Genomic DNA, 13,202 nt, shown 5'->3' with positions numbered 1-13,202 from the left:
AATCTTTAAAGCGGTAAGCTCATCTTACGATTTCAGGATGAATACGCACTGCGTTTAAAAAATAGTGAAGCAAGCCTTACATTTTACTCATGCCAATGGTATCCCTTCGGCAACTTATCAAAAGTTTTTGCATTGTTTTCAGCAAGATTATGAGGTCAAAGCGATTCCATTTATCGGCATGAATCAGCAATATCCAATTACGCGAGACTGGCGCTATCTGGTCGATGAAGTTATTGCAGATATCGAGCAGCAGTTTCCTCAGCAACAGGTGATTGGTTTAGGGCATTCCTTTGGTGGTCTGGTGACCCTTATGGCGGCGTATCGACGTCCCGAACTGTTTTCCAAGCTGATCATTATGGATCCACCGTTTGTGATTGGAAAAAACAGCGCCATGTTCGAACTGATTAAAAAGCTGAATCTAAAAAGTGTCGATCGTTATACACCCGCAGGAATTACGCTAAAACGCAAAGATTATTGGTCATCAAAACAGGTCGCTATTGAAGCACTCCGGTTTAACCGCTTATTTAAAAATTTCGATGAGCAGTGTTTTGCTGATTATATCGAGAGCGGTATTCAGCCAGAACCTGAACGCGGTGGGGTGACGTTAACTATTCCAAAACAGATAGAAGCGGAAATCTTCCGGACTGTACCCGCGTGGTGGTGGAGAACACCACGCCGACCGCCTGAAGTGCCGATGCATCTGATGACTGCAGAGCAAAGCCAGTTTTATCAGCAGGGTTTGCCACAAGGTATGCAGAAGATTTATCGGATTAATTATTCTGTGGTTGAGGGCGGGCATATGTTCCCGCTTGAGTATCCGGAAGCCACTGCAAAGGCGGTCAAAGCCCAACTCGCACTTTTGTAATCATCATAAAAAAGAGACGTTGATTACGTCTCTTTTTATACTACTTCATACAGGTCGGAAAATTAACGTAGCTGAGAATCTTCCAGATGACGTGCACCTTCCAGAATCATCCGGATCATGATCATGGTCTGTTCGGCAATTTCTTTGCGGTCTTCGGCAGGCATATCAATCACATTGGCGCCCATGTTGAAGACCAGTTGGGTAATGGCTTTGGCGGCAATATCCGGATGAAATAACTTCTTGTTGTTTAGGCGTTCTAGACGAATCAAATCATCCTGAAGTTCTTGCTGAAAATAATTTAACTGGCGTTCTACCGCCTGTTTATAAGACTTGGAGCCAGTATAGCCTTCACGTAATAACAGGCTCAGATTGCCTTCATCGGCATCCAGCTGGGCAATAAAGACTTCTACAGAACTGCGGATGATGCTGTTCTGGCGAGAAGCTTGCAGACGTGCTTCATGCAAAATCTGACGCAATACAATTCCGGCACGATCAATCAGCTCAATGGCCAGTTCATCAATATCTTTAAAATGACGATAGAAGCTGTTCGGTGCAATACCAGCTTCACGCGCGACTTCACGTAGACTTAATGAGGAAATACTTTTTTGTGGCCCAATCAGATTCAACGCAGCCTGAAACAGTTCTTCCTTGGTAATGGTGGCCTTGCGACCGACACTCCGTACGATAATCGGCTCATCAATGCTTTTCGATTGTAATAAAGATGCGTCACTGCTTATTTTCATTGAAGGCTCGTTCATCGATAGGTTCATGCATGAATCATTTTATTATAACCGAGCCAGTCAAGCTTGTGAAATGATTAGAAACAATACGGTTGTATATACAAATATATATACATGTGTATAATAATTAAAAACCCAAGGTGATGTCACAAACGATGCATGTACTGCAAAAACTTAAAATGCCATTGAATGCACTGTCTGATAGTGTAGTTGATCAGCATGCAATTAATTTCTGGATTCAGAAACTCAATCCTGTATGGTCGTTGAATCAGCCATTAGGCAAGATCGTGCATATAGAAAATGCAGCACAGGATATGCTGAGTCTGAAAATTCAGGTGAATCGCTTATTTAAGTTTGGTGAAGCAGGGCAGCATCATCCGGTCTATGTGGTAGTGAATGGCATTCGTTATGAACGTAGCTATAGCTTGACTCGTGTCGATTCTCAGCATGTATTGCTGAGCGTGAAAAAAGTCGATGCTGGTAAAGTCAGCACATGGTTTGCAGAACAGGCACAAGTGGGTGATGTGATCGAATTTGGTCACCCTTATGGTGATATGACCTTGCCTGCGCAGACGAGTCCATTGATTTTGCTTGCAGCAGGGAGTGGTATTACCCCAATGCTCAGTATGCTGGAAAGCTTGAGCAAAAAAGGTGAACTATCTGCACCGGTTACTCTCTGGTACTGGGTTAAAAAAGATCAGGATGCCGTATTTAAAGCACGGTTTGAAGAACTTGCTCAAAAACATGCAAATTTCTCATTTCATGTGTATGCCACTCAAGAACAGCCAGCTGCTGCACGTCTTGATGAAACCTATCTGACCGATCTGCAAAATCTGGAAAATAGCATCGTATATTGCTGTGGCCCTTCAGGTTTTGTATCTAAAGCAGAACAGCTTTTTGCTCAGGCAAAACAGTTTAAAGGTGAAGCATTTAGCATGAGCTTGGCGGATCAATCGGATACCGGCTTTATTAATGTCACCCTGACCCAGTCGAAAAAAATTGTCAGCATTCCAAAAGGCCAGTCCATTCTGGTGAGTCTGGAACAGCAAAATATTAAACCGACCCATGGTTGCCGTATGGGCATTTGTAATAAATGTGCCTGCAATAAAGTAGAAGGTTCGACCAAGAATTTGGTCAACGGTGCGCAAAATACCGAACCCGGTAACCTGCTCAAAATTTGTATTAACTCAGCGCAGACTGACCTTGTCATCGACTTATAAGCGAGTTTTATCCTATGAATATGCCAGTAAAATTACAGTATTTTAAAAATCCTAAAAACCGTGAATTAACCCAGTTTGAACTTGATGAACTTGCACGTGAACTTGATGCAATTAAACAAGAAGTGCTAGATGATCTGGGTGAAAAAGACGCCAAATATATCCGCCGTGTCTATTCAACTATTCGTTATTCGTCGATTGCCGGTCGCGCCTTATTGTTTGCAGGCTGGTTCCCGCCAGCATGGTTATTGGGTACAGGCTTATTAGGCTTTGCCAAAATTATGGAAAATATGGAACTGGGTCATAATGTCATGCATGGTCAGTATGACTGGATGAATGATCCTAAACTCAATGGTCAGACCTATGAATGGGATATCGTAGGGACTTCAGACAACTGGCGTCAAACCCATAACTTCAAGCATCATACTTATACCAATATTAAAGGTATGGATGATGATATCGGTTATGGTTTATTACGCCTCTTCCCGGAACAGCGCTGGAAACCGGGTTATTTACTACAACCAATTTATGCAGTGCCATTCTGTTTATTGTTCCAGTGGGGTGTTGCGATTCAGAATCTTGAATTGGGTAAATACTTCAAAGGCCGTAAAAGCAAAGAGCAGACCAAAGAAGAATGGCGTCCAATGCAGAGCAAAATTGGTAAACAGTTGTTTAAGGATTATGTATTCTTTCCATTGATAGCAGGTCCTGCGGCTTTACCGGTTTTGACCGGCAATATGGTGGCCAATGGTCTGCGTAATATCTGGACATTCAGTATCATTTTCTGTGGTCACTTTACCAAAGATGTGGAAGTATTCCCGAAATCGGTACTGCAAAATGAAAGTCGTGGTCACTGGTATATGCGCCAGATTCGTGGTTCATCCAATCTGACTGGTTCTGAGGCTTTCCATATTTTAACCGGCCATTTAAGTCATCAGATTGAACATCATCTGTATCCTGATGTGCCTGCACGTCGCTATCGTCAAATGGCACCAAAAGTCCAAGCTGTTTGTGAAAAATATGGTTTGAACTATAACAATGCCAGCTTGGTAAAACAGTACGGTAGTGTGATCAAACGTATTGTGAAATATGCATTTCCGTTTAAGAAATAATTTTTCTTAAAGCTAAAAAAACCACTTCAAATGAAGTGGTTTTTTTAGCTAGGAGGCGAATACTTCAGGAAGTAAAAATCCTGATTACGAAGCTATTTAAGATGATTTCAAGGCATAAAGTAAAAAAGTTAATCTGCCATTTATAGCGTTGTCTAAAGGTGTTTAGTAGGTTAACCCGATAGAATGGAAAGGACTAATATGGCATCGAATGAGCTGAAATATTAATTTTTGGAAGCTGTTGATCTTGACCCTCAAAATAGCTTTGCTGCGCCAGACTGAGCATTTCTATATCTTCCTTGCTATTCCCATAAGCATAAATTTCAGCATAATTATCCAGATTATATTTTTCTAGAATTCTAATTTTCTTTTGTGTGTTACTACAGTCAGGAGTTTGATAAAACCCTGTCAATTTCCCAGCTTTGATTTCAACTTCGCTACAGATTAAATCGATATTTAAATAACTGCACACCGGTTTAAGATACAAATCCAATGAGGCTGATACCAGCACGACTTCATGTCCTAATTGTTGATGCTGTTTAAGTTGTTCTAATAATTTCGGATTCAACTTGAATATTAGTTGTTGTGCATAATCCTGAGCTAATTGCAGAATTTCCTCTGCATCACTGTTTTTAAACATGCTGGCATACAATTTGGGTCGCATGCGGTGTGCCGGATAGAAATTTAAATAATAGGCCTGTATCCATGGCAAAATTTGCATGCCGCGTTTCACAATATGCCGTTTTCTTAAGGCATGGAAAATGAACCCGGTAAAGCTATCATGTAGATACAGGGTTCCATCAAAATCAAATAAGGCTAGAGTTTTAGATTTTTGATTTTGCGCATGCATGTTTGATATCGACCATCGACGCGGGTAGCAAACCAGTTAGTATTATAATCACGACTTAATTTTGGTCCGGAAATGACCACTTCAGGCATAATGGCATAGATAGGATCTTTACCCGTTTTTTCCTGATAAAGCTTGCTGACACCACGATAAGTCATCGTATCTTCAAAGTCTTTATCTTTTTCTTTCTTTAAATCAGCTCGGATTTGACGTTCAGTGATAATAAAATTATTTTTGGCAAAAACACTGATTAACTCACGCTCAGATTGACTCTTCTGCGAACGGATCGCGCCATCTTTAGTATAGAGCAATAAGTCGCCATCCAGATCAAGTTCGGCTTCAGTTAAATCATTTAACATGCTCTGAAAAGCGGCATTTCGACTGGAATACATGCCCGAGTTATAGTCCGCAAAACGATAAATTGGCTTGTCATAATCCGCCGGATACATCATCAGGCGATGAATCCCATAATACAGACCGCCATATTGACTGTAGAGATCGGTACGTAACTCTGCGATATTGCCGCCTTGGCGTTTATGTTCTTTCGCATAGCTGATATGTACCTGCATTGAACCCAAGGTGGTAATTGGATTCATTTTCTCGCCAATATTCTGGCCGACCAGTTTGGCAGCACCAGTCAGGGCGCTAACATGATAATGCTTTGACATATAATCAAATATTTCACGATATAATTCGTCGAGTTCACGTTCGGTTTTGACCCGGCGCATCTGGCTTAAGTAGTTGTCTTCAGGACTCGGATGGTTCTTGAGAACTTCCTGGAAATATCCTGCAACTGTGCCACCAATTGCTTGACCAAGCTTATCTTTGAATTTTTCATCAAGGCGACCTTGGACTTCCTTAACCGCCTTTTCACCCAAACCCGGAACAGTAGGATCTGCAACAAAGTTAGATTCCTGATCAACCACTGCCACAATCGTACAAACATTTTCCTTGGTCTGAGGAATGCCGAGCTGTTCGGTAATGTCATAAATATCTTGTGCCCAAGACTCACGTTGGTTGACACGGTTTGGAATAGCTTTGCGAATATGTTCAACTTCAAGTGTCGGTTCATCATCTTTTGACCACCATGAACCATTGCCACAACCGGCAAGACCCAGAGAAAGTACAAGTACAGACAATGACTTAAAAGAAAAACAAGAAGCGAAAGTTTTATTCATGGTGTCGTAAATTAATTGAAAAGATGAGCGAATAAGGCAGATGCAGTATACTATGCCCATCAAAAAAGTGATGAATTTATATGTATATTGGTCCATATCAACTGTCAAACAATTTGATTGTCGCTCCCATGGCAGGTGTGACCGATCGTCCGTTTAGAACCTTGTGCAAATACTTTGGTGCAGGCCATGCGGTCAGTGAAATGATGACATCTGACAAAACTTTGCGCATGAGTAAAAAGAGCTTATATCGTGCCAATTTTGATGGAGAGCTGGCACCGATTTCAGCGCAGATTGCTGGTTCAGATCCCCATGATCTGGCTGAAGCGGCACGTTATCAGGTGGCCAATGGTGCGCAAATTGTTGATATTAATATGGGCTGCCCAGCCAAAAAGGTCTGTAACCGACTCGCCGGTTCTGCTTTATTGCAGGATGAAGATCTAGTTGCGCGTATTCTGGATGCAGTTGTGGCTGCAGTTGATGTGCCAGTGACCTTAAAAACCCGTCTTGGTTATTTGAACGGCCAGGAAAATATTATACGGGTCGCCAAACGTGCTGAACAAGCCGGAATTGCGGCACTGGCTTTACATGGCCGTACCCGTGAAGATATGTACCTGAATACCGCGCGTTATTCTTTAATCAAAGACGTAAAGGAAATGTTGAAGATTCCCGTGATTGCTAACGGTGATATCGACAGTCCGGAAAAAGCCAAATATGTGCTGGATTATACTGGTGCAGACGCAATTATGATTGGTCGTGCAGCACAAGGTCGGCCCTGGATTTTTCGTGAAATTGCTCATTATTTGAAAACCGGTCAACATCTTGATACACCGAGTATTACAGAAGTTAAAGATGTGCTACTGGGACATTTGACAGAATTATACGAATTTTACGGCGAGTATTCCGGCTGCCGGATTTCCCGTAAACATATTGCCTGGTACACCAAAGGACTGCGTTCCAGTAACGAGTTTCGTCAAAGCATGTATCAGGTAGAAAATACCGCTGACCAGTATCGTGTGGTAGAAGATTATTTTAATGCACTGCTAGAACATGGTTTAACCATGAATGATGTACAGGTCGAGCAGGTGAATTTACTGGAAACCAAGTAATGGCGGGTAAAATTCAGCGAATCATGTAATATTTTTTGCATGAAATCCCTACCTTTTTTATCTTGAGCAGGCGGATTTTTGCATTCTGTTTACACTTCAGCCTGTCTAATACATAGCAGCACAGTTTGTTCACTTAAACTGGACAGGACTTGGACATTGCTTACTCAAGCTTCCTCTATGATGAACCTATCCAGATATAAACCAGATGTGATCCATCTTGTTTATCGTCATCATTGAGGGAGATCTGTAATGACAAATACCAATCGTCCAGTCACAGAGTTTAGCCATAAAACGTCAACGGAATTGCCACAAGAACGCAGTGAAGGCCTGAATATCAATCCGACTGATACTAACGCGCGTCCAGATTTGAATACACCCGTGAAAGATAATCCTCGTGTTCCAAACATGAATGAAGGTGAGGATAATCTGGCTGCGACCAGTGCCGGTACTTTGGGTGGAGCTGCGGTAGGCGCAGTTGCAGGTCTGGTAGGTGGCCCTCCAGGTGCAGTGGTGGGTGGTATTATCGGTGGTGTCGTTGGTGGAATTGCAGGTAATGACATTGCAACACCTGATCATGAGAAACAGGTAGATAATTACCAGCATCCAGAGAACTTGCCTGAGGCAGATAATTATCGACATCCAGATCATTTGAGTGCAGAAGATAATTACTGGAGAGATGAGTATCATAATCGCCCGTATTTCAATGAAACGCGTAGCACATATGGCGATCTAGATTATGATCGTGATTATCGCGGTGCTTATCGGGTCGGTTATGAAAACCGTCCGATGTATGAGCATGATACGGATTTTGATCGTGCCGAACCTGAACTGCGTACCAAGTGGGAACAGTTAAAAGGTGAGTCCCGCCTCAATTGGGAAGAAGCTAAATTTGCAGTTAAAGATGCCTGGCATCGTGTCACACGCTAATTCTAAATAAACTAAAAACCTCTCCATGTGAGAGGTTTTCTTATGATTCAATGATTAAAGATGCTTCATTTCCAGTACGAGCTGGTTAATCAAATCGGAAGCTTCCATTTCACGAATCTGCGCCACATTTGAACCTGCCCAGAATGCGCCATACCCTTGATCCCCATGTTTGGCAGCAGCAGCATGTAATTGCTTGGCCAGATCATAAGTATATGGATAGGCTGGCACGTCCCGACGGTCTGGAGTATCGACCTCCATATGCCAGTGATTGATGATGCCACGTGCAGGACGACCAGAAATACTGGCACTCACTTGAGTGAGTGGCTTTGAAAATAGTGCTTTACGATAGGCATCATTGGCATTGGAGGATTTGCATTGCACAAATGCAGTCCCAAGTTGCACGGCATCTGCACCGAAATCCATCATTTGACGGGCTTGTTCACCCGTCATAATCCCGCCGGCCGCTACAATCGGCAGGGAAGAATGCTGTTTGATTAGCTTGACCAGATTGGAGGTTTTGACTGAAGCATCAAACTTGGTCGAGAAAATCCCGCGATGGCCACCAGCCTCAATACCTTGTGCAATAATAATATCGATTCCGGCTGCTTCAATGGCTTTAGCTTCGGCAAAATTGGTGGCAGACACCATGGTCAGAATCCCGGCCTGTTTTAGGGCTTGAATCTGATGTGGATGCGGAATCCCAAAATGAAAGCTGACTGCTCGCGGTTTGGTTTCCAATACCAGATTCAGGAAGTCATCATTGTCTTTAAAACTCGGATAAATACATTCCAAATGATCCGGTGCCTGAGCGCCATATTCGGCAAATTTATCTTTAAACTGGGCGATCCATGCCTGCGCTACAGCTTCATCTACAGGAACAGTGTCATGACAGAAAAAATTAACCTGAAAAGGGCAATCTGTCAGTTCTTGAGTCTTTAAAATCTGTTGCCGAGCTGCATCAATACTGCTGGCCCCCAGACCCAGTGAACCCAAGCCGCCCTGATTGGACACTTCGGCAGCAAGCTCGGGCGTAGAGACACCTGCCATCGGTGCCAAGAAAATAGGATGTTTAATTCCGAGATTTTCTAATAAAGACATAGATTTGCTCCTTGTTATGCTTTTACTTTGCCTTTGAGCACAAAATTAAGCAAATCATATTGGTTATTTTATTTTGAAATACTGCAGCATGGGTTACGTATTATTTACATTTCTTGCGACACGCTACGTCGCCAAGAAGATATAACTCTTATTAGCCTAGAATTGAACACTTTATAATAGCTTTTTGGTCACATATTCTCTGAGCTCATGTCTGATCGTATCCGTGAAAAACTGCAAATTTTAGCCGATGCTGCCAAGTATGATGTGTCTTGTTCATCTAGTGGTAGCACCCGTAAAAATAAAGACAAGGGCGTGGGCAATACCGGGAATGGTATCTGTCATAGTTATACCGAAGATGGCCGCTGTGTGTCCTTATTGAAAATTCTGTTCTCTAATGTCTGTATTTTTGACTGTTCCTATTGTGTTTCGCGCCGTTCCAATGATGTCCAGCGTGCAGCATTTACCGTGCAGGAAGTCGTCGATCTGACCATGAACTTTTATCGGCGTAATTATATTGAGGGTTTGTTTCTCAGTTCGGGGATTTTTAAATCGGCCGATCACACCATGGAACGGATGCTACAGGTGGTCAAAAAACTTAGACTCGAAGAAAACTTTAATGGCTATATCCATCTGAAAACCATTCCGGGTGCGTCACAGGAGATCATTACCGAAGCCGGACTGTATGTCGACCGTATGAGTATTAATCTGGAAATGCCGACGGAAGCGGGACTGCAAAAATTTGCGCCTGAAAAAACCCATGCTGAAGTACAAAAAGACTTAGGCATTGTGCGTGATCGGTTGATCCAGCTCAAAGATGAACGCAAGCTGATCAAGTCAGTCCCCAAGTTTGTACCTGCCGGACAAACTACACAGATGGTGGTGGGCGCGCATAGTGAAACCGATCAGGACATTATTTTGATGGCTGACCAGCATTACAAGGAATTCAAATTGAAAAGGGTGTATTTCTCTGGTTATATTCCGATTAACCCTGAAGAGAAAGCCTTACCCGCCATCGGCTCAGCACCACCATTATTAAGAGAAAATCGTCTGTATCAATCCGACTGGCTAATGCGTTTTTATGGCTTTGCTGCTGATGAAATTGTCGATGAGCAGCATCCGAATCTGGAGCTGGATATTGATCCCAAACTCAGTTGGGCCTTGCGTCATTCTGAAGCCTTTCCAGTCGATATTAACCGTGCCGACTATAAAATGATTCTACGGGTACCCGGCATAGGCGTGCGTTCTGCCCAGAAAATTGTACAGGCACGCCGTTTTGGACAGATTCATATTGACCAGCTAAGGCGCATGGGCGTGGCTTATAACCGGGCGCAGCATTTTATCCGCTGTGCAGATACACCGAAATTTAAGAAAGATCAGCACGCCCATCAGATTCGCCAGCAAATTTTGATGTCAGGGCAATCCAAATATCAGCAGCAACTTTCACCTCAATTAGGATTTGGTTTCTAGTGGCAAGTTACTGTTTTGATGGCAGCATGACTGGTCTGCTCAGTTGTGTATTTCGTGCTTTCGAGTTTAAAGAATTTAACGTGATAGTGACGGCCAATCCTCAAGCACAAACAGGTTTATTTGATGAATTTATCCATGTGGCCTCTAATGATCAGCATGGGCAGCGGGTGTGGCAGGGATTAAAGCAGAAAGTATCTTCCAGCAGTTTGCGTGCTTTTTACTATACGTTTTTGTCAGAGCAGGAAGCAGCGTTCCAGACTCTTTTTGATTTTGCAGTCTATGTCTTTCAAAACCAGCGTCCAGTCGATAAAGATTATGGTCATACTGCGGTGATCGGCATGTCGCAATGGGCCAAGCAAGTGGGGCGGGAAAAGCATCGTATGGAGGCTTTTGTACGCTTTAAAAAAGCCAAAGATGGTTTGTTTCTTAGTCTGGTCAGACCGGATTTTAATGTCTTGCCGATTATTTCCCGACATTTTCAGGAGCGTTATCAGGATCAAAGCTGGCTGATTTATGACGAGCAGCGTAATTACGGTATTTATTATGATTTAAGGCAGATGCATCAGGTCGAGATGAACGCTGAAATAATCGATCCACAAATCCGGATTGGTCATAGTCAATCATTCAGTATTGAACTGGATGATCAAGAGCTGCTATATGATCAGCTCTGGAAAGACTATTTTAACAGTGTGAATATTCAGGCGCGCAAGAACATGAAATTGCATATTCAATATGTGCCAAAGCGCTACTGGCGTTATATGAATGAGAAATTACTTTAAACAGTACATCAAGCTGCTTTCAGGCATAATAAGCATTGGTATATTTAAATTGAGTGTATAAACATGAAGGTATGGCTAACGTCATTAGCGCTGCTCACTGGATTAACTGCATGTTCGGAACAACCACAAAAACCGGTCGTAGATCCAGCCAAATATCAGGTTCAGACCGCACAGGAACTGCAGCAACGTTTTGATGCACTCAATGTCCAGTTAGCCCAAGACTTTCAGGAATTTAAGAAAGTCGAAAGCATTGCTTTCGCACACCAGTTTCCTTTAGATGTCAATAATCTGCAAAGCTTGAACCAGCATCTCGTTAGCAGTACCGCATTAAAACCTAGTAAAATCGCCTATTGCGATATGATGAATAGTTATTTTGCCGATATGTTCCGTTTGGGACATTACAATCTGGAACTGGTCGATGACATTAAATTGCCCAATGCCAAGAATGAAAATTTAAAAGCTAATTTCTCTGATGCTGATCATTTTTATACCTTTATTCTGGATCGTTATACGACTTATCGTCAGGTTCAGCAGACCATGGGTTATGGCTGTAATTTAAAAGCTGCGCTGTAAATCCTAAAGCCAGAAAAAAGCCCATCACAGATGGGCTTTTTTGATTTTAAGCATTAGCAACCGGTCAGTTTTTCAGACTGCGGTTTTTCATCCGAGAAGAAAATCGGACGAAGTTTTACCCCGATCCCGTTACCAATAAAAGCGAAGACCAGCCATAACCAGCCATGCAGACTACCCGACGCAATTCCACTGAAATATGCACCGATATTACAACCATAAGCTAAGCGTGCGCCGTAGCCCAGCATTATGCCACCTACAACAGCAGCAATCAGTGAACGTTTTGGAATATTGAAATTCGGCGCAAATTTACCTGCCAAACTCGCCGCCAACAAAGCACCTAGCATAATGCCGAAGTTCATCATTGAGGTAATATCAAACCATAATGATTCTGCCAGCGCTTTTGCATTACCCGCCTGTTGCCAATAATCCCATGATGCAACGTCTATACCTACAAGACTTGCACCTTTGGCCCCCCACACAGCCAGTGCAGAGGTCACGCCCCAAGGACGACCTGCCAATGCCAGAGTTGCAAAGTTGAGTAAGGTCAGGATAATACCACCCCAAATAAGAGGCCATGGACCACGGATAAAGCGCTTCCAGCCTTGATGTTTACTACTAGGCTCAATTTCGAGACTACCGTGACGTTTCTTTTCGAAATAAACTGTTGCTGCAGCAATGATGGCAAAAACGATAAAGCTCAACAGCAATCCAGGGAGAACGCCTAAACTTTCTACCAGTGAAATCGGTTCAAGATGTGGCAGGGCAAACCACCAGTCAAGGTGCGAGGTGGCAATCACAGACCCGATACAGAAGAACAAGAGCGTCACCAGCATACGTGCGCTACCGCCACCTACAGTATACAACGTACCTGATGCACAGCCGCCACCAAGTTGCATGCCGATACCGAAAATAAAGGCACCAATCATGACTGACATGGAAACAGGATTAACGTTACCTTTAACTGGGTTGCCGAATAATTCACCTGCACCTAAAGCCGGGAAGAACAGCAAGACCGCCAGAGCGAGCATAATCATTTGTGCACGTAAACCACGGCCGCGACGTTCCTTGATAAAGACACGCCAGCTCGAAGTAAAACCAAATGAAGCATGGTACAGGGTCATGCCTAGTGCACCACCAATCAAGAATAATAGAGCCTGATTTAAGCCTACGATTTGATAGGCACCGATTGTACCTATGATAAGCAAGATAAAAGCTGCCCAGACCGAAATATTCGACCGTTGGGAAGCAGCAACAATGACTGACATGGGAGATTAAATTTTAAAAATAAAGGCTGGT

13 protein-coding genes are annotated in these 13,202 nt (G+C 43.0%); 8 read left to right on the top strand and 5 right to left on the bottom strand.

Annotated elements, in window-relative coordinates:
* Positions 1-64 precede the first annotated feature (64 nt).
* Positions 65-865: an alpha/beta fold hydrolase gene (locus NI468_RS02545; RefSeq protein WP_253099640.1), complete on the top strand. Its 801-nt coding sequence runs from the start codon at positions 65-67 to the stop codon at positions 863-865.
* A gap of 62 nt (positions 866-927) precedes the next feature.
* On the opposite strand, the gene fabR is transcribed toward NI468_RS02545, so the two are convergent.
* Entirely contained in the window at positions 928-1,608 is a 681-nt protein-coding gene (gene fabR / locus NI468_RS02540) for an HTH-type transcriptional repressor FabR (protein WP_004729898.1), read from the bottom strand.
* 152 nt (positions 1,609-1,760) lie between these two features.
* Between fabR and NI468_RS02535 the strand changes: the two genes are divergently transcribed.
* Entirely contained in the window at positions 1,761-2,825 is a 1,065-nt protein-coding gene (locus NI468_RS02535; RefSeq protein ID WP_253099703.1) for a flavin reductase family protein, read from the top strand.
* A 14-nt stretch (positions 2,826-2,839) separates the two neighbouring features.
* On the top strand, positions 2,840-3,934 hold the full coding sequence (locus tag NI468_RS02530) for a fatty acid desaturase family protein (protein WP_004646650.1): 1,095 nt from the start codon (positions 2,840-2,842) through the stop codon (positions 3,932-3,934).
* A 193-nt stretch (positions 3,935-4,127) separates the two neighbouring features.
* On the opposite strand, the gene NI468_RS02525 is transcribed toward NI468_RS02530, so the two are convergent.
* Together NI468_RS02525 and NI468_RS02520 are read right to left on the bottom strand one after the other, a co-directional pair.
* Entirely contained in the window at positions 4,128-4,781 is a 654-nt protein-coding gene (locus NI468_RS02525) for an HAD-IB family hydrolase (RefSeq protein ID WP_004729896.1), read from the bottom strand.
* Positions 4,748-5,956, bottom strand: coding sequence for a DUF1615 family protein (locus NI468_RS02520; RefSeq protein ID WP_004646653.1), 1,209 nt, complete (start codon positions 5,954-5,956; stop codon positions 4,748-4,750). The genes NI468_RS02525 and NI468_RS02520 overlap by 34 nt, the downstream gene beginning before the upstream one ends.
* A gap of 80 nt (positions 5,957-6,036) precedes the next feature.
* On the opposite strand from NI468_RS02520, the gene dusB reads away from it, so the two are divergent.
* Positions 6,037-7,062, top strand: coding sequence for a tRNA dihydrouridine synthase DusB (gene dusB, locus NI468_RS02515; protein WP_253099637.1), 1,026 nt, complete (start codon positions 6,037-6,039; stop codon positions 7,060-7,062).
* 249 nt (positions 7,063-7,311) lie between these two features.
* Positions 7,312-7,989, top strand: a complete 678-nt coding sequence (locus tag NI468_RS02510; RefSeq protein ID WP_253099633.1) for a hypothetical protein — start codon at positions 7,312-7,314, stop codon at positions 7,987-7,989.
* A gap of 54 nt (positions 7,990-8,043) precedes the next feature.
* Here the strand turns inward: NI468_RS02510 and NI468_RS02505 are convergent, their stop codons facing one another.
* Positions 8,044-9,087, bottom strand: coding sequence for an NAD(P)H-dependent flavin oxidoreductase (locus NI468_RS02505; protein WP_253099620.1), 1,044 nt, complete (start codon positions 9,085-9,087; stop codon positions 8,044-8,046).
* 207 nt (positions 9,088-9,294) lie between these two features.
* On the opposite strand from NI468_RS02505, the gene NI468_RS02500 reads away from it, so the two are divergent.
* From NI468_RS02500 to NI468_RS02490, 3 genes are all read left to right on the top strand, one after another.
* Entirely contained in the window at positions 9,295-10,554 is a 1,260-nt protein-coding gene (locus NI468_RS02500; protein ID WP_253099618.1) for a putative DNA modification/repair radical SAM protein, read from the top strand.
* Positions 10,554-11,333 (top strand): TIGR03915 family putative DNA repair protein, encoded by a 780-nt coding sequence (locus tag NI468_RS02495; RefSeq protein WP_004279976.1) that lies wholly within the window; start codon positions 10,554-10,556, stop codon positions 11,331-11,333. The genes NI468_RS02500 and NI468_RS02495 overlap by 1 nt, the downstream gene beginning before the upstream one ends.
* Positions 11,334-11,396: 63 nt before the next feature.
* Positions 11,397-11,906, top strand: a complete 510-nt coding sequence (locus NI468_RS02490; RefSeq protein ID WP_253099615.1) for a hypothetical protein — start codon at positions 11,397-11,399, stop codon at positions 11,904-11,906.
* A gap of 53 nt (positions 11,907-11,959) precedes the next feature.
* On the opposite strand, the gene NI468_RS02485 is transcribed toward NI468_RS02490, so the two are convergent.
* Positions 11,960-13,171: a YeeE/YedE family protein gene (locus NI468_RS02485; RefSeq protein ID WP_253099612.1), complete on the bottom strand. Its 1,212-nt coding sequence runs from the start codon at positions 13,169-13,171 to the stop codon at positions 11,960-11,962.
* Between the last annotated feature and the right edge of the window lie 31 nt (positions 13,172-13,202).

The sequence above is a fragment of the Acinetobacter lwoffii genome (genome assembly GCF_024129355.1).
GTDB classification, from domain to species: Bacteria; Pseudomonadota; Gammaproteobacteria; order Pseudomonadales; family Moraxellaceae; genus Acinetobacter; species Acinetobacter lwoffii_I.
This window is presented reverse-complemented; position numbering and strand designations above follow the sequence as displayed.